This is a genomic window from Ruminococcus sp. CAG:57 (genome assembly GCF_000435935.1).
Lineage (GTDB): Bacteria > Bacillota > Clostridia > Oscillospirales > Ruminococcaceae > Hominimerdicola > Hominimerdicola aceti.
Genome location: NZ_FR890718.1, coordinates 30093 through 46685 on the forward strand (window position 1 = coordinate 30093; position 16593 = coordinate 46685).

Genomic DNA, 16593 nt, shown 5'->3' on the forward strand with positions numbered 1-16593 from the left:
CACGTCTGGTTTCTCTGATCTCAGGATTGACCTCTACCAGAGCAACATCGTTTCCGAACTCTCGTGCATTACGCTCCAGTATCTCGGTTATAGGCATACAAAAACTTCCTTTCATGATTAAAAGCTTGAAAGCTAGAAAACTTAAAAGCTTAAAAGTATTCACAAACATATATGTTATTATTTTATCATATGATGACAAAAAAGTAAAGAGATTTAAAACAGAATAAGTGACAAAGTGAAGAAGCAATAATTGTGGAGTTTTTACAGAAGAAAAGTGTTTGCCCCTACCTGAATTTGAGCGAATACCGTAAAAAAGATAACCAACAAAAAAGACAGCCCCACATGGGAGCTGTCCCTTAACTTAAAAAGTGTACCGTTTCAGATCTTATTCTTCTGCCTTTTCTTCCTCTTTGCTCGCCTCAGCCGCCTGCTGTGCCTTGAGAAGATCCCTGATCTCTGTAAGAAGCACTATGTCCACCGGTGGCTCTGCAGGCTTTTCAGGCTCTTCATGCTTGCCAAGTGACGCAAGCTTGTTTATGACCTTCATTATTACAAAAATAACGAACGCCATGATTATAAAGTTTATCACTGCCGTCAGAAATGCGCCGTAGTTTATGTACTGATTTCCAAGCAAATGTATCTTGCCCTCTACGTCAGCACCGCCTATACAGCCTATTATCGGGTTGATAAAATTCTCCGTAAATGACGTCACGATACCCTGAAACGCAGCGCCTATGATAACGCCCACTGCCAAGTCCATGACGTTTCCTTTGAGAGCAAACGCCTTGAACTCATTTACAAACTTCTTGATAAATCCTTTTTTCTTCTCTTCCATAACGGTTACGACCTTTCGTTTTTTGTTCCGAGCCACGCTCTTATGGTCATTTTATCACATATTTTGACCATTTTCAATAGTTTTTCTACAAAATCGTACGGTTTTACGTCGTTTTGCCCATATATGTTAATACGCTGTAAATGTTTTGTAAACAAATATGAAAAGGTATTGCATTTCTCGAAATGGTGTGCTATAATGATTAAGCTATTTGAGTGAGGGACATGACGATGGGATATAGCCAAGAGGTAAGGCAGCGGACTTTGACTCCGTCATTCCGATGGTTCGAATCCATCTATCCCAACCAAAAACAAGCTAAATCGAACAAACATTGGGGTGTCGCCAAGTGGTAAGGCAACGGACTCTGACTCCGTCATTCCGAAGGTTCGAATCCTTCCACCCCAGCCACAAAAGACCGTAGATTTTTTCTGCGGTCTTTGTTTTTTATACATTCTTTCAGCAACCAAAAGATAGGTTTTGCAACTGAGTATAAGTAAACATAAAAAACAAAATGTGAACAAAAATAATTCGGAATTGCGTGTTTACAAACTGGTAAAAATGTGTTATACTTAAAGTGCAAAAGAATTTCATCAAAGGAGGTCTGAAAAATGAAAAAGATAATAAACAGAAAAAATGCAGCGGCAGTGGCTTGTGCCGCTATGATGATATGTGCGGCAGGTGCTGTGCCTGACAGCATGCTAAGTGTGAGTATGCCTGTGCAGGCGGTTGAAGCTGCGGAGCAGACAAGTCTGCCTCAGGTCACAGGGCTGACATCTAAAACCCCTGATATAAGCTCCATAAGACTTAGCTGGAACGCTGTGAGCGGTGCGGACGGCTATTCTGTGGGAATGCGTTCAAAGGGTCAGTATCCTGAGATAGCAGACGTTACGGACACTACATATCTTGTTACAGGTCTGCCTGCGGCAACGAGGGAGAACTTCAAGGTAAGAGCCTATAAGATAGTGAACGGTCAAAAGGTCTATGGCGACTATTCAGTGAACTACAATTCCGCCACAAATCCACGCCCTATAAGCGGTCTTAAAGCTCAGACGGGCAATGCTTCCGTCAGCCTTTCATGGAAAAAGGTGGGCTGTTCAAACTATCGTGTCTTTATGCTGAAAAACGGCAAGTGGACGCAGATAGCGCAGACGGATACAAACAGCTACACTGTCATAGGACTTGACGCAGGAAGCTATAAATTTAAAGTAAGAGCCTGCAAGCGTGACGATAAGGGCGCAAATCACTACGGCAAATATTCTCAGGAGATAACGGCACAGGCTGTCACGGTGAACAAGGTCACTGGTCTGACATCTAAGACCCCTAACACAAGCTCTATAAAGCTTAGCTGGAACGCTGTGAGCGGTGCGGACGGCTATTCTGTGGGAATGCGTTCAAAGGGTAAATATCCTGAGATAGCTGACGTGAAAGGCACGACCTACACTGTCAAGGGTCTGCCTGCGGCAACAAGGGAGAATTTCAAGGTAAGAGCATATAAGATAGTAGACGGAGTTAAGATATACAGCGACTATTGTGAAAACTACAATTCCGCCACAAATCCAAGGAAGGTAACAGGAGTAAAAGCTTCTGACATCACCGCTTCGACCCTTGACCTTAACTGGAAGTCTGTAGGCTGCACAAGCTACAAGGTGTTTATATACACAAATGGCAAGTGGAAGAACATAGCTTCATCTACGGTAAATTCCTGCGCAATAAACGGACTTTACGCAAAGACTACATACAGATTCAAGGTAAGAGCCTGCAAAACGGACGATAAAGGTTCAAATCACTATGGAGCATATTCCGAGGAGATAACCGTCAAGACCCCAGACCACACTGTCGAGGTCATAAACGGCATGAGCTATGTTGACGGAGTTCTTTTGGCGAACAAAACATATTCCCTCCCTGCAAGCTACGACCCAAAGGGTCTGACCAAAGAAACATCAGCGGCATTCAAAAAGATGCAGACCGCTGCATATAAAGACGGCATAAGCCGGTGGGTATGCTCAGGCTACCGCTCTTATTACGATCAGAGGTACCTTTATAATATGTACTGCAACCGTGACGGCAAGGCTGCAGCAGACAAATACTCCGCAAGACCCGGCTACAGCGACCATCAGACGGGCATGGCAATAGACGTAAACAACGCCAGCGACTCATTTGGCGGCACAAGAGAAGCCAAGTGGCTTGCCAACAACTGTGCGAAATATGGTTTTATAATTCGTTATCCAAAGGGCAAGGAGGCTTACACCGGTTATCAGTACGAGCCTTGGCATATAAGGTATGTAGGCACGCCTTTAGCACAAAACATAACCAACAGCGGACTTTCTCTTGAAGAATACTTCGGGATAACTTCGCAATACAAGGATTGACATATGGTTCAGACCGCTGTTCACGGGCATCTGTGGGCAGCGGTTTTCTGTTATTTTACATACTCACTTATCACTTGAAATCTTGCATTTCAACATGATCTGTGTTATACTATATTTAAGGCAATACCGCACAAAGATTGTGCGTCAGATGCGTAGTCAGATTTTTTGTGTGATATGACGGAAAATCTGCAAGCAGATGGCGTGCAAAGCCGTCAGGCGGGCTTTGTGCGGTGTTGCCTTATATATTTCCACTAAGGAGGTCATCTCTATGCTTCTTTCAGGTAAGACGGTCGTTCTCGGCGTCAGCGGCAGTATTGCGGCTTACAAGATCCCAACTTTAGCAAGACTGCTCAAAAAGCAGGGCTGCAATGTTCAGGTACTCATGACACAGAACGCCACTCAATTTATAAACCCTATCACTTTTGAATCCCTCACAGGCAACAAGTGCCTTATAGATACTTTTGACAGAAATTTTCAATACAGCGTTGAGCACGTTGCTCTTGCAAAGCAGGCTGACATTGTTATGGTCGCTCCTGCTTCCGCTAATGTTATCGGAAAGATAGCATACGGCATTGCTGACGATATGCTCACCACCACTGTCATGGCTTGCCCTTGCAAGAAAATGATATCCCCTGCCATGAACCACAATATGTATCACAATCCTATTGTGCAGGACAATATCCGGAAGCTTGAACGTTTCGGCTACGAGATGATCGCTCCTGACAGAGGTATGCTTGCAAACGGTGATGACGGCGACGGCAGAATGCCTGAGCCTGAGGTGTTGTTTGAATACATTCTTCGGGAGCTTGCTTTTGAGAAGGATCTTGCAGGCAAAAATGTGCTTGTTACGGCTGGTGCGACCATGGAGGCTATCGACCCTGTGAGGTACATCACTAATCATTCAAGCGGAAAAATGGGCTGTGCGGTGGCTAAAGCGGCTATGCAAAGAGGTGCAAAGGTGACGCTGGTGGCAGGTCACATGGAGGTTTTGCCGCCTATGTTCGTGGACGTTGTGAACGTAAAGTCTGCGGCGGATATGTTTGAAGCTGTCACAAAGCTTGCTCCTGAGCAGGATATTATCGTAAAGGCGGCGGCTGTGGCTGACTACACGCCTGTTGCGGTGGCTGACAACAAGATAAAGAAGTCTGACGATGACATGAAGATAGAGCTAAAACGCACGAAGGATATCCTCGGCTATCTAGGTCAGCACAAACGTGACGGTCAGGTCATATGCGGTTTTTCTATGGAAACTCAGGACGTTATCAAGAACTCTGAGAAAAAGCTCACCAACAAAAACTGCGATATGATATGCGCAAACTCACTAAAGACCGCTGGTGCAGGCTTCAAGACGGACACTAATGTTATCACCCTTATCACTGAGGGCGGTGCTGTGGAGCTGCCTATTATGACCAAAGAGCAAGACGCTCACAGGATACTTGACGAGCTTGCGAAAATGATATAAGTGTACGATAATATGTACAGATAAACAGATCACGAAGGGAAATACGCCATATGAAACGTATTGAGATATATGAAAACGGCATTAATATAGTATTTGAGATAACAGACGACAACGAGGCGAAGCTTCTGCACTTCTCTGCTCTGCCTTTTGATGAAGCCAAGACGGCTTCATACATGGGGCTGAAAACTTTCAGACCTGTAGAGATACAGGCGAGCGGTATCGACCGCCCTGACGAGCGTCACGGAAACAAATATATCGTGACCGCACCAGGCTGGAGAATGAAGTTCAAGGACTTCCGTGATGTGAACAATGACCATGGCAGAAAGCTTGAACTTGTGACATTTGATGAGGGCACAGGTCTTGAGGCTGTGTCCCACTATCAGTTTTACACCGGCACGTCTGTTGTACGCTGTTGGACTACCCTTACAAACAAGGGCAGCGAGGTACAGACCATTGAATATATGTCCTCCTTTGCGCTGACGGGCGTAGAAAAAGAGGGGCTTAAAAAGCCTGAGGACAAGATGAAGATATGGGTATGCCACAACTCATGGCAGCGTGAATTGCAGTGGCAGGACTACACCCTTGAACAGGTGGGGCTTGCGTCCTCTGCAAAGCCTACGGAACAGCGTTCATCAAAGGTATTTGCCTGCACAAACGTTGGAAACTGGTCGGCAAAGGAATACATACCAATGGGTGTGCTTGAAAACACCGAAGCAGGCTCGGTGCTGTTTTGGCAGATAGAGCAAAACGGCTCTTGGCACTGGGAGCTTTCGGACGTGGGAGGACACTTCTATTTACAGCTTTCTGGTCCGTCGGAGATAGAGTCCCACTGGTACAAAAACCTTGTGCCTAATGAGAGCATAGAAAGCGTGAAATGTGCAGTAGGCTCGGTGACAGGAAGCTTTGACAAGGCTATGGGCGAGCTGACGAAATACCGCAGAAAAATACGTCGCCGCAACAAGGATAATCAGAGGCTTGCGGTAATATTCAACGACTACATGAACTGTCTGTGGGGCGACCCTACGGCAGAAAAGGAGTTTCCCCTTGTGGACGCTGCGGCAGAAGCAGGCTGTGAATATTTCTGCATTGACGCAGGCTGGTATGCTGACGGCTTTTGGTGGGACGAGGTCGGCGAATGGAAAGAGAGCAGAAAGCGTTTCCCTAACGGCGTAAAGGAAGTTGCCGACTATATCCGCAAAAAGGGCATGATACCTGGGCTTTGGCTTGAAATAGAGGTCATGGGAATAAAGTGTCCGCTTGTGGACAGCGTTTGCGATGACAGTTGGTTCTTCACACGTCACGGCAAGAGAGTCTATGACAGAAGCCGTTATCAGCTTGATTTCAGGAATCCGAAAGTCCGTGCTCACGCTGACGAGGTAATAGACAGGCTCGTTTCGGAATACGGCATTGGCTACATAAAAATGGATTACAACATAGAGCCTGGTATAGGCACTGAGCAGAACTGCGACAGCGTTGGCGAGGGTCTGTGGGGTCATGAAAAGGCTTACCTTGAATGGCTTGACGGTGTTTTTGCTCGTCACCCTGACCTTATTATAGAAAACTGCTCCAGCGGTGGACTCAGAATGGACTATGCGATGCTTTCAAGATACTCCATTCAGTCCACATCAGATCAAGACGATTACAAAAAATACTGCACCATTGCGGCGAACTCCCCTACTGCCCTTTGCCCTGAGCAATCGGCTATCTGGGCTTATCCTATCACATCAGGTGACAGAGAAGAAGTTGTTTTCAACATGATAAATGCAATGCTTCTGCGTATCCACCAGAGCGGTCACCTTGGCAACATCGACCCTGAGCGCAAGGCGCTTGTTAAAGAGGCTATCAGCGTTTACAAGAAGATAAGGGCGGACATAAAGGAAGCAGTGCCGTTCTGGAGCTTGGGACTGTCCAAATTTTCGGACGACTGGGTATCTCTCGGTCTGAGAAACGGCAACAAGGCTTATCTTGCCGTATGGAGGAGAGAGGGCAAGAGCGACACCTGCGTTTTGCCTATCGACTTCCTCAAGGGTGTTGACGCAAGGGTGAAGTGCATTTATCCTGATTTCAGCGAAACCCCTGTGGAGTTTTCAAAGGCGACAGGCAATGTTTCTGTTAAGTTTGACAGACCTTATATGGCTAGACTTTTTGAGATAGAGTGGTAAAAAAAGTTACCTGCCAATAAGGGTAACTTTTCCCCACACCGCACCTTTTGATTTGTCCGATTTTACGGACAGTTGCTCGCCTGTGGGAGATATTATCGCTGATATTCCGCAGTTTCCTGCACGGAGGACATATCTTCTGTTCTCAACGGCTCGCATTATGCAGTGGCGGTAATGCTGTTCACGGGCGGAGCTTTTGCCAAACCATGAATCGTTGGTGGAAACGCAAATTATCTGTGCGCCCTGCTCTTTCTGTCGGCTCACAAGGCTTGGAAAAATGGACTCTATGCAGATAACAGAGCCTATGGTCATGCCGTCTGAGGCGAGGGGCTTGGTGCGTTTTTCGTCTGCACATTCGCTCATAGTGTCAAGGTGGAAAATGCCTGCAAAAGGTGTCTTTTCACCGAAAGGCACAAGCACTTGTTTCAGGTAGGGCGAAGACGCAATGCCGTTTTTATCATAGGCGAAAAGAGCGTTGTAATCCTTGCCGTTTTCAAGATAGAACGAGCCTGTCACAAGGGTACACCCATGGGTGGCGGCAAAGTCTGATATAAGGGAAAATTCTTTTAGCTGTTCGTCATAGTCTTTCGACACGGCAGTTTCAGGAAGCAGAACAAGATCAGTACCCCACCGCCAACAGCTTTCCATTATAGAAAGATAGGAGCGTGCTGAGTCAAGGGCTTTACGGTCTGATTTTTCCCTGCCCTCCAGACTATCCTGTGCGCAGATAACGTCTATCTGAGGGTAGATGTTATCAAGCTTTTTGTCGAGGTTTATGGAATAAAGTCCATAGCTTAAATTTGCCCCCTGCAAAAGCAGTGCAAAGGCGGTGTAGGCAAAACGCTTTTTGCTTGTATATATCTCCCCATGCAGACCGTTGAGCAGGAAAATTATAAAGCTTGTAAGTCGGCAGCTTATGAGCGTGGCGGATTGCAAAAGCAGCGGCGAACTTGTTACAGCTAGCCATGCCGCAGACCACGGAAACGCCAAAATCGGAACTTTCTCTTGAAGCCACTCCCCTGCTGTCAAAAGCAGGCAGAGCAAAACTATCTCAGACAAACGGTGTTTGAGATGCGGTCGCAGGGGCAGGAAAAGGCTCAGTGGAAGATACATAAGGATACACTCCCACAAGGTCAGACCTAACCACGCTAAAGTGGCAAGAGGTATAGAGGCAAAGGACGGTAGAGGACATATTTTCCATATGGTGAGCATAAAAGTGAGCTGAAAAAGATAATATGGTACAAAAAAGCACAGAAAATCAAGCCTGAAAGCCCTTTTTTCATGGCAGACTGACAGGCAATGCACCATTGGAGCAAAGATAAAAAACGCAAGCCACGGCAAATTCAAGATAGATTGCATAAGTGCGCTCACTATACCCGTGAGGGCGAGGAACGCTCTCCGTGAGATTTTGGGGTCAATTATTTTCGAGATATTCATGTAAATATTATGACCCGAAAGTCCCACATAATTCACAAAACTATAAAGGGAGGCAGTAAATTGGAGATCTTTATTCCGCAGTTTGTCAAGACGGCTCTTGACAGGCTGAATGAGTGCGGCTACGAGGGATATATAGTCGGTGGCTGTGTAAGAGATAGTTTGCTTGGCAAAAAGCCTCATGATTACGATGTCTGCACAAACTGCACCCCTGACAAAATGCTTGAAGTTTTCGCAAATTTCCGCACTATTGAAACCGGGCTAAAGCATGGCACGCTCACTGTTTTGATAGAGGGCGAGCCGGTGGAGATAACCTGTTATCGCAGTGACGGAGAGTATATAGGGCATAGAAAGCCTGCTCAGGTGACATTTGAAAGCTCGCTGGAGGAGGACTTAAAACGTCGTGACTTTACTGTGAACGCTATGGCATACTCACCAAAAGAGGGGCTTATTGACCTTTACGGTGGACAAGGCGACCTTGAAAAGGGCATTATAAAATGCGTTGGCGAACCTGAAAAGCGTTTTGACGAGGACGCTCTGAGGATATTAAGAGGGCTGAGATTTTCTTCATGCCTTGGGTTTGAGATCGAGGAAAAGACCTCAAAGGCTATACTTGAACAACGTGAGCTTTTAAAAAGCATTTCTGCCGAACGCATTGCGTCGGAGCTTAAAAAGCTTCTCTGTGGAAAGGGTGCAAGGAAGATATTGCTTGACTATCGTGAGGTCATAGCGGTGTTCATACCTGAGCTTCGGGAAAGCTTTGATTTCAGGCAGAACAATCCCCACCATTTTCTTGATGTTTACGGTCACATTTGTTTGAGCGTTGAGAACGTCAGACCACAGTGGCAGATGAAGCTTACTATGCTTCTTCACGATATCGGCAAGCCGAGAATGCACACTGTTGACGAGAACGGCATTTCGCACTTTAAAAAGCACCAGTTCGAGGGAGCTTACATGGCGGAGAAGATATTAAAAAGGCTCAGGATAGACAACGCTTCGGCAAAATATATTTATGAGCTTATATGGGAGCATGACAACAGGATACCTGCCACGAAAAAGTCGGTGCGGAGATTTATGGCTCAGCATGACTTTGACTTTGTTATGGATTATCTGGAAGTTCGCAGGGCTGACACATATGCCCAGTCTGACTACAAACGGCAGGAAAAGCTTGCAGAACTTGACCATATCGCAGAGCTTGCAATAGAGATAAAAGAGGACAACGAGTGTATCCACATTTGCGACCTTGACATAAACGGCAAGGATCTTTTACAAATGGGCTTTGGCGGAAAGGATATCGGCATCGGGCTGGAGCTTGCATTGAACGGTGTTATAGACGAAAAGGTGGAAAACAAAAAAGAGGAGCTGAAAGGCTACATTGAAAGCAACTTCAAAAGGCAGGATAAAGATAATACTTAAAGGGTCGGCACTTGTGCTGTGGTGCGTGGTGATATTCATGTTCTCGGCAAACAATGCTGACGAGTCAAACAAGCAATCAAATGCGGTGTTTAACACAGTGATAGAATTTGTCAACCCTGTATATGACAGCCTTGACACTACAGCGCAGGCGGAATACAAGGACACCGCCACGTTCATCATAAGAAAGCTTGCGCATTTCAGCGAATACGCCTTGCTTGGAATACTGGCGTTCATAAATCTTGCTATGGTGAAAAAGCTTGGATACAGAGGGCTTTTTGCGGCAGTTTTTTCTTGCATCTACGCTTCAAGCGATGAGATACATCAGCTTTTCGTGCCGGGGCGTGCAGGGCAGGTGGGTGATGTTCTTATCGACACAAGCGGTGCAGTGGCAGGAATTTTACTTGCCATACTAATACGAAAAATATGGCTCAAAAGCCGTGAGAAAAAATCGTGATAACAAAAAAATATCCGTGGGGGCATTTCGCTCTCACGGATATTTTATTCTAGCAAAACCTATTGCAAATCATATCGTGACCCATTGGTATCGCCTCATTCAAAGCCTAGGCTTTACTTAAATCACTTTATCTCAAGTCTTTTGGTTTCAGGCTTTACATCCTGCATCTTTGGCAGGTCAAGGGTCAGGATACCATTCTTGTACTCTGCGGCGATATTGTTGGTATCAATGCCCGTAAGGTCAAAGCTTCTCTGATAAGAACCGTATGTCCTCTCACGGCGGATATACTTGTCTTTCTTATCCTCTGTCTCTGCCTTATGCTCAGCGGTAAGAACAAGATCGTTGCCTGAGATGTCAAGCTTGATATCGTCTTTATCAAAGCCCGGAAGCTCTGCTTCCATTACATATTTGTCGCCCTCGTCCTTGATATCGGTCTTGAAGCTCTGGAGTGCATTTTCTCCAAAGAAATCATTCTCAAAATCATGGAATGCGTTAAACAGGTCGTAGCTCTTTCTTTCAAATGGTGTAAGTCCAAACATATAAATTCCTCCTTGATGTGTTATATCTTAAATTGTCTTGTAAGCTTTTATCATTTATTCTGCTCTTCCATTGGTATCATTTCCTTTCTTCATTGTCTTTATGATACCCCTGCTATGTGTTCATTGTGTGAAGATATTGTGAACATTAGCTGAATTTTAGCATTCTCATTATATGAGTGCTAGCGCATTAACTTTATGAGTGCTAAAACAATGTCATGACATAATATGATAATCAGCGGGCGAACGCTGTTCGCCCCTACTGCGTCAACGCCTATCACTGCTTATCGAAGCGGTCTTTAAGAAGCTTCAAGGCTTTCTTTTCTATCCTTGAAACATAGGAACGTGAGATACCAAGGCGTTTTGCGACTTCTCGCTGCGGAAGTTGTGGCTGACCGAAAAGACCATAGCGCAGAGTGACTATCTGTCTTTCACGCTCATCAAGAGAGCTTTCGATATAGCGGTAGAGCTGTTCACTGCGAATGGAAAGCTCTATTTTGTCGGCAACGTCCTCTCCGTCTGCGATTATGTCGATAAGGCAAAGCTGATTGCCGTCCTTATCGGAGTCAACAGGCTCGTCAAAGTGGATATCGTTGGCAGACTTTTTCTGGGATCGGAAGTGCATTAGTATCTCGTTCGCTATCCTCACCTAATGTCGTATTTTCATCAGAGCTTGTCTTTGCCCGTTTTCTGTGGGCTTTTTTATAGTTTGCAAGTTCGTCCTTTATATCCTGAAGTTCTACTGTTCTATTGCCAGTAAAGAATAATTTTACATTTTTGCCATCCCATTCAGCGTGTTCTATGACTTGCCGCACAGCGTAACGTTTGTCCTCAAAGGTGGTTTGGGTATCTAAGGCTGCTGAAAATTCAGATAGGCGAGTTGCAAGATCTTTGAAATTAGCAAATGCTTGCTCGCTTTGTGCGACAACTTCTTCAAGCTTGATTATTTTTGAGCTGATCTCTTTGTTGCTGTTTTCAAGCTTTCGGTATTGCTCATTAGCGTCATCGGACATTTCAGGCGACATTTTACTTCCGTTATTGGCAATAAAATTTATAAGGTTCTTTTGTTTTTGTTTATTGTCGCTAAGCCTTTTTTTCATCTGCTCCAGTTCTTTAAGTACAGGCTGTTCGTCGCTTTCAAAATTGCCCTGTGCCTTTTTTAGCTGCTCTGCCAATTCAGATTTATCCGATGTAAGAGCTTTGATTTGCTCCCAGACAAGATCATCGAGAAAGTTGCCGTTTATTCGTTTTACATTGCATCTTTGTCGATTTGAGTTAAGCATCATCTTACACGCATACGCAAAGTTTCTTTCTCCTCGTTCATTATAAGTTTTTGCCACACGAGGGTACATTATAGAACCGCATTTGCATCTGAGCAATCCAGAAAGCAGTGCACAATGGCTGCGTGGGCGATTGTAGTTCTTATCCTTATTTTTATCCAGAATATTTTGAACACTTACCCAGTCTGCTCCATCTATAACACCTTCATGTTCGCCAATAGCTACAATCCATTCATTGTAAGGTTTAACTTTATGGCTGGTATTCTTCTCTTGCTTGGTTTTATTATAAACCATCATTCCTTTAGTTCCGTCAAATTCGGTGTCTTCTGCGTATATTGTCGAGCCTTTATTCTCAAAAAATTTAAGGACAGCGTTATCAGCCTTAGCATATACGGGATTACTTAGAATAACCTTTATTGCAAAACGTGTATACTCATTACCCATTTTCGTTTTGATATTATCATTAAGTAGGGTTGCCTGAACAGCCGTAAGGGATTCTGTTTTGAGATAAAGCTTATAAATTCTCTTGATTAGTTCCATTTCTTCGGGTACTATCTCGAGTTTTCGGGCGTAGTGCACTTTGCCCTCTTTATTAGTACTGCCGAAGGTTTCAACGCTTTTGTAACCCGTTGGAGTTGTGCCGCCGAGCCACCGACCTTTCTGTGCTAGCTCGGTCATATTATCAATAATACGTTCAGCAATTATATTTCGCTCCAGTTCGGCAAACACGGCTACAAGCTGTATCATTGCCTTATCCATAGGGCTGTTAGTTCCGTTGAGACCATCGCTGACGGAGATAAAGCGAATATTGTGCTTTTCTAAGTTGTTGAATGTATTTGTAAAATCTGACACAGATCGGCTTATTCTATCGAGCTTATAGCATATTACGCATTGGATTTTGTTATCCTCGCACATATCCATCATCTCTTTAAACTGAGGTCTGTCGGTATTGCCGCCAGAATAGCCCTCGTCCTCGAATATGATAATATCTTCCTCATCGACGTTCATACTGCTAAGATGAAGTTTACAGCGGTCGATCTGCTGATTTATACTTTCGCCTTTTGCTGTAAACTTCGATTTACGGGCATATATGGCGTACTTTCGATTATCGCAGCCAATATTGCTAGTACTCATATGAGGTTCTCCTTTTTTATTTTATTGGGTATCATACAGCATACCACAATAAGTAGTTTAAGTCAATCGCTGTTTTCAATTAGCTTTCTTTTATTTTTTATAGTTTTGAAATGTGTTTCAATCCACCTTAAATAATGGTAGAATACTATAAGATCACTCATTGCATCTTCACATTGCTTATCAATCTCACTATCGGATAAGCCATTTTGTTTTCCTTCTTTTCGAATACGCTTAATCACACCAGACTTATCTGGATTTATTTGCTTTTCTAAGAAATTACAAAAATCGCCAAGGATTTCAAGTGGTTCACCACTTAGGTTGCTGTTGTGCTTTTTGCTGATAGCATAGAATAAGTTGCCGCTAAAGATATCTTTTATATTTTCAGTATATGGTTTTAAGCTGAGAGTTGATGTCTTTCCTCTGGTTTGGAATTTGTCAAATATAGCTCCAAGCACATCGGCTTTTAATGGATTGTCGATATTTGTGATTATTCTTTCTGTGTTGGGATTAAGTTTAGTTTTAGTTTGGTCAACTTCGTTGGCGTTAAGCTCAGCATTGTTTTCGGATTCGGCATTGCTGTCTTTATCAGCTTTTTTTCGCATTGGTATATCGACATTAATGTAGTATACATCTTTACATTTGTTACAAGGTCTTATTTCGTTATTCTTAAGTTGTTTTGCTTTTTCAAAGAAGATTTTGTTTATAGTATCGTTATTCCTGTAATAATAGACATATTTGCCTTCAAATCTGAAAAGTAAGTTGATGAGTTCCTTATGTAAATCGAGCTCAAATGTTGTCGGTTTAGTATCATTTCCTTTTGGATATTGTACTGTTTCGTAATAAGGTGGATCTGCTATGATCAAGGAACTTGCTTGATTCTTTAGAGGAATATATTCACCGAGGTTGTGAAGAATTGTAAGTGCATCTTCATTCAGTATTGTAGCCTTTTGTAGTCGTTCATTATAGATAGGAATACAACTAACTCGTTTTATTAGTTTTAATTTTGAAAATCTCGATTTGCTTTTATAAAAAGATTTACAATCAGACATATAACTGAATGCACTAAGAAAAAGAAATCGAACTGCCTCAAAAATATTGTACTTATTACTATCAATATCATTTTTTTCTACGGTATACTTTTGGTCTTTCATTATGTTAAAGTTTTCTTCTGTATATTGAAACCTTAAAATTTCGCATATAAGTCTAATCGGATCATTCTTAAGGCAAAGAAATAAATTTGCCTTACGAACATCAAAGTCATTAATAATCAAGTGCTTGAATTGAGAAGTTATATTCATAGTTAAGCCAAGACCGCCGCCGAATAGATCAATGATATATGTGTATTTATTCGCAAACATCAATGAGCGATTTGTCGATATCATATTATTTTTCCACTTTGTACCCAGAAGGTTTAATAAGTGAATATCCATTCCCTTATGTGTGCGAGAAAATGGTTTGTAGCTGTCATAAATGTAAAATACAATAGCATATGTTAGAGCTTTTGCTTGGCTTGTGAACAGCTTATTATTTTCGCTCTTAGGTGTGCATACATACAAAAGAGTTTCCAACAAATAGTCTGGAACAGAGAAAGTGATCTTATGAGTGGGAATACCCTTTGTCAAAAAATAATTGATATCTATAAAGTCTGTGCCGATACCTGATGCTTTTTTCTGTTTCTTTTGAAAATGGTTAATATATTTATTGTTTAACGCTAGATCTGAAAAAATTGTATCTCCTTTTTTATCAAAGAAAAAGCGAGGCATAAAGTCGTGTGGGCAGTACGTCAAATAATGTTCTATAATGTGTTTCATTGTGCTAGGCGTAAATTTGTCAAATTGAGTTTCTTTAGAATTATCATTGCAGCTTTGACTTTTGTCAGCCTGCTTGTCCTTTTGCATTTTTATAATCTCAGCCAGCAATCTGTCTGAGATGTTTACAGAATACTTTTTTGTCATTATATTAAGCTCCCCTGTTTTAATTCTTATTTGTATACATTCTTAAAGCCAATGGTGTTTAGCTTTGAGTTGACCGAAGTGTGAGTATGATTTCTGCTTGGAAACCATAGAGATGCTAGTTTAACCTATAAGTTTGCTACATTGATACTGTCATCCTCATTTTTCGGCATTGGCTGTCTTGATTTGCAATCTGAGTCAACTACCTAAGAAGTGGCTTGTTTTGGCTAATATTTTATTCTACCGATTAGTTCGGCTTACCTTTTGCTGAGGTATGAACTATTTTTTCGTAGGTCATACTTATTTATTGTAGGTAATACTTATATGGTTAAGAACACATACTTTCATGTGAATATGTATAATAATTCCTGATTTGTTATATTTTCTTGCGAGTTCAGCCATATTTTCATGGTGATATATGTAAATTTGTTAGTGCAAATAATAATTTGTTGAGGTGGATTTTTGCGTGAAATCTGACTTAAATTTATAGCGAGATTTTAGTATATACTCTATTTTTCGCTCGAGAAACGCCATATATTTAAGGATATTTATGTAAATAGCTAAGTGCAAGTAAGGATTAGTTCAGGTGGCGGCTTGACATCTGAACCTGCCTTATGATATCACTAAATAGCTGTAAGAAAGCCCATAAACACGGGCTTTGGCTCCATAATTTTATATTTTAGCTAAAGTAATGTTCAAGGACTGTTTCTACAAATCGAGTTTTGTAAATCGCATAAGAACAATACTAAGATAAAATATAGTACAATGATGTTTGCAGGAACACAGTATGACGGATATGAGAACCCCTAAAGAATATGACGGAGTGCACCCTAAACAGCTAATATCCATCGAGGTGCAGTTTACAAAGTAAGTTTCTACCGTCAGCTAACTCCAGTATCACATCAAGGGGTGGTTGGGTGGGTATAAGAAAAGACCTACTCCTTAGCCAAGCCTGACAGGTACGCAGCTAAGAGTTTCTTATCACTAGCAGAAAGCCTATCGTACTTGGTGAGTATCTCAGCTTGTTCATCAGAGAGCTTGACAACGTGGGAGACAGGCTGCTCTAGGGTATCGTCTTTGAAGAAGTCCGACATAGATACGCCGAGACCATTACAGAGTTTCATTAGGGTACTTACAGTTGGCATTGTATTTCTTATGAAGATATTATTCAGACTTGAGTATGGTATATCAGACTCTTTGGCTAGCTTATAAATGCTCCAGTTATAGTCAGTGAGGTACTTGCGAAGTTTTACGAGTATCCAGTTTTCATTAATCATTTGGGTATCTCTCCTGTCAGTTTCTTTAACTTTGCTTTATATTATTATTTTAAAGAAACAAGATAAATAATTGAAGATGTAAATATGAGTTGTATATTTCAAATAAAATTACTCATATGAGAAATTAATTATTAAGAAGCTGTTGACTTTAAGTAAGAAAAATGTTATAATAAAGATCAAGGAAAATTTTTCTGAGAAATGTGGAACTTTTTCTGCACCTCGATTGTCTATATATACAGAGAGCAAGAGGTGGTCAGATGAATGAAGAAGTTCTCTGTATGATCTTTG

The 16593-nt window shown here is 42.4% G+C and carries 12 protein-coding genes and 2 tRNA genes; 7 read left to right on the forward strand and 7 right to left on the reverse strand.

The annotated features are described in order from the left end of the window. Positions 1 to 385: 385 nt before the first annotated feature. Positions 386 to 835: a large conductance mechanosensitive channel protein MscL gene (gene mscL / locus QVO88_RS05695; protein ID WP_022287550.1), complete on the reverse strand. Its 450-nt coding sequence runs from the start codon at positions 833 to 835 to the stop codon at positions 386 to 388. Positions 836 to 1063: 228 nt separating this feature from the next. On the opposite strand from mscL, the gene QVO88_RS05700 reads away from it, so the two are divergent. The 5 genes from QVO88_RS05700 (at position 1064) to QVO88_RS05720 (ending at position 6825) form a co-directional block, all read left to right on the forward strand. Further along, positions 1064 to 1139 (forward strand) — tRNA-Gln (locus QVO88_RS05700). 25 nt (positions 1140 to 1164) lie between these two features. Next, positions 1165 to 1240 (forward strand) — tRNA-Gln (locus QVO88_RS05705). A 200-nt stretch (positions 1241 to 1440) separates the two neighbouring features. Continuing rightward, positions 1441 to 3201 (forward strand): D-alanyl-D-alanine carboxypeptidase family protein, encoded by a 1761-nt coding sequence (locus QVO88_RS05710; protein WP_022287551.1) that lies wholly within the window; start codon positions 1441 to 1443, stop codon positions 3199 to 3201. 268 nt (positions 3202 to 3469) lie between these two features. Next, entirely contained in the window at positions 3470 to 4663 is a 1194-nt protein-coding gene (gene coaBC / locus QVO88_RS05715) for a bifunctional phosphopantothenoylcysteine decarboxylase/phosphopantothenate--cysteine ligase CoaBC (protein WP_022287552.1), read from the forward strand. A 50-nt stretch (positions 4664 to 4713) separates the two neighbouring features. Next, positions 4714 to 6825 carry a glycoside hydrolase family 36 protein gene (locus tag QVO88_RS05720; RefSeq protein WP_022287553.1) on the forward strand — a complete coding sequence of 704 codons (2112 nt, stop codon included), beginning with the start codon at positions 4714 to 4716 and terminating at the stop codon, positions 6823 to 6825. 6 nt (positions 6826 to 6831) lie between these two features. On the opposite strand, the gene lnt is transcribed toward QVO88_RS05720, so the two are convergent. Beyond that, positions 6832 to 8259, reverse strand: a complete 1428-nt coding sequence (gene lnt, locus QVO88_RS05725) for an apolipoprotein N-acyltransferase (protein ID WP_288177807.1) — start codon at positions 8257 to 8259, stop codon at positions 6832 to 6834. A gap of 60 nt (positions 8260 to 8319) precedes the next feature. Here lnt and QVO88_RS05730 point away from each other — a divergent pair, with 60 nt between their 5' ends. Further along, a complete protein-coding gene (locus tag QVO88_RS05730; protein ID WP_022287555.1) occupies positions 8320 to 9672 on the forward strand; it encodes a CCA tRNA nucleotidyltransferase in 1353 nt (450 codons plus the stop codon). After that, the gene (locus QVO88_RS05735) at positions 9632 to 10126 is read left to right on the forward strand and encodes a VanZ family protein (RefSeq protein WP_022287556.1); all 495 of its coding nucleotides are present in this window, start codon (positions 9632 to 9634) and stop codon (positions 10124 to 10126) included. The genes QVO88_RS05730 and QVO88_RS05735 overlap by 41 nt, the downstream gene beginning before the upstream one ends. 122 nt (positions 10127 to 10248) lie before the next feature. Here QVO88_RS05735 and QVO88_RS05740 read toward each other — a convergent pair whose 3' ends face one another. The 5 genes from QVO88_RS05740 to QVO88_RS05760 all read right to left on the reverse strand — a co-directional run bounded on the left by QVO88_RS05740 (position 10249) and on the right by QVO88_RS05760 (position 16305). Then, positions 10249 to 10665: an Hsp20/alpha crystallin family protein gene (locus tag QVO88_RS05740; protein ID WP_022287557.1), complete on the reverse strand. Its 417-nt coding sequence runs from the start codon at positions 10663 to 10665 to the stop codon at positions 10249 to 10251. Positions 10666 to 10939: 274 nt separating this feature from the next. Then, entirely contained in the window at positions 10940 to 11287 is a 348-nt protein-coding gene (locus tag QVO88_RS05745; protein WP_022287558.1) for a sigma-70 family RNA polymerase sigma factor, read from the reverse strand. After that, complete coding sequence (locus tag QVO88_RS05750; RefSeq protein ID WP_022287559.1) at positions 11241 to 13076, reverse strand: recombinase family protein; 1836 nt, start codon at positions 13074 to 13076, stop codon at positions 11241 to 11243. The genes QVO88_RS05745 and QVO88_RS05750 overlap by 47 nt, the downstream gene beginning before the upstream one ends. 62 nt (positions 13077 to 13138) lie before the next feature. Further along, positions 13139 to 15031 (reverse strand): DNA adenine methylase, encoded by a 1893-nt coding sequence (locus QVO88_RS05755; protein ID WP_022287560.1) that lies wholly within the window; start codon positions 15029 to 15031, stop codon positions 13139 to 13141. Between the two features lie 932 nt (positions 15032 to 15963). Further along, the gene (locus QVO88_RS05760) at positions 15964 to 16305 is read right to left on the reverse strand and encodes a helix-turn-helix transcriptional regulator (protein ID WP_022287561.1); all 342 of its coding nucleotides are present in this window, start codon (positions 16303 to 16305) and stop codon (positions 15964 to 15966) included. Positions 16306 to 16593: the final 288 nt, after the last annotated feature.

What these genes read in the sequence shown, in the direction of transcription:
- QVO88_RS05740 (WP_022287557.1), bottom strand. Translation starts at nt 10,665, where the DNA reads ATGTTTGGACTTACACCATTTGAAAGAAAGAGCTACGACCTGTTTAAC.
- mscL (WP_022287550.1), bottom strand. Translation starts at nt 835, where the DNA reads ATGGAAGAGAAGAAAAAAGGATTTATCAAGAAGTTTGTAAATGAGTTC.
- QVO88_RS05720 (WP_022287553.1), top strand. Translation starts at nt 4,714, where the DNA reads ATGAAACGTATTGAGATATATGAAAACGGCATTAATATAGTATTTGAG.
- lnt (WP_288177807.1), bottom strand. Translation starts at nt 8,259, where the DNA reads ATGAATATCTCGAAAATAATTGACCCCAAAATCTCACGGAGAGCGTTC.
- QVO88_RS05745 (WP_022287558.1), bottom strand. Translation starts at nt 11,287, where the DNA reads ATGCACTTCCGATCCCAGAAAAAGTCTGCCAACGATATCCACTTTGAC.
- QVO88_RS05710 (WP_022287551.1), top strand. Translation starts at nt 1,441, where the DNA reads ATGAAAAAGATAATAAACAGAAAAAATGCAGCGGCAGTGGCTTGTGCC.
- coaBC (WP_022287552.1), top strand. Translation starts at nt 3,470, where the DNA reads ATGCTTCTTTCAGGTAAGACGGTCGTTCTCGGCGTCAGCGGCAGTATT.
- QVO88_RS05755 (WP_022287560.1), bottom strand. Translation starts at nt 15,031, where the DNA reads ATGACAAAAAAGTATTCTGTAAACATCTCAGACAGATTGCTGGCTGAG.
- QVO88_RS05760 (WP_022287561.1), bottom strand. Translation starts at nt 16,305, where the DNA reads ATGATTAATGAAAACTGGATACTCGTAAAACTTCGCAAGTACCTCACT.
- QVO88_RS05750 (WP_022287559.1), bottom strand. Translation starts at nt 13,076, where the DNA reads ATGAGTACTAGCAATATTGGCTGCGATAATCGAAAGTACGCCATATAT.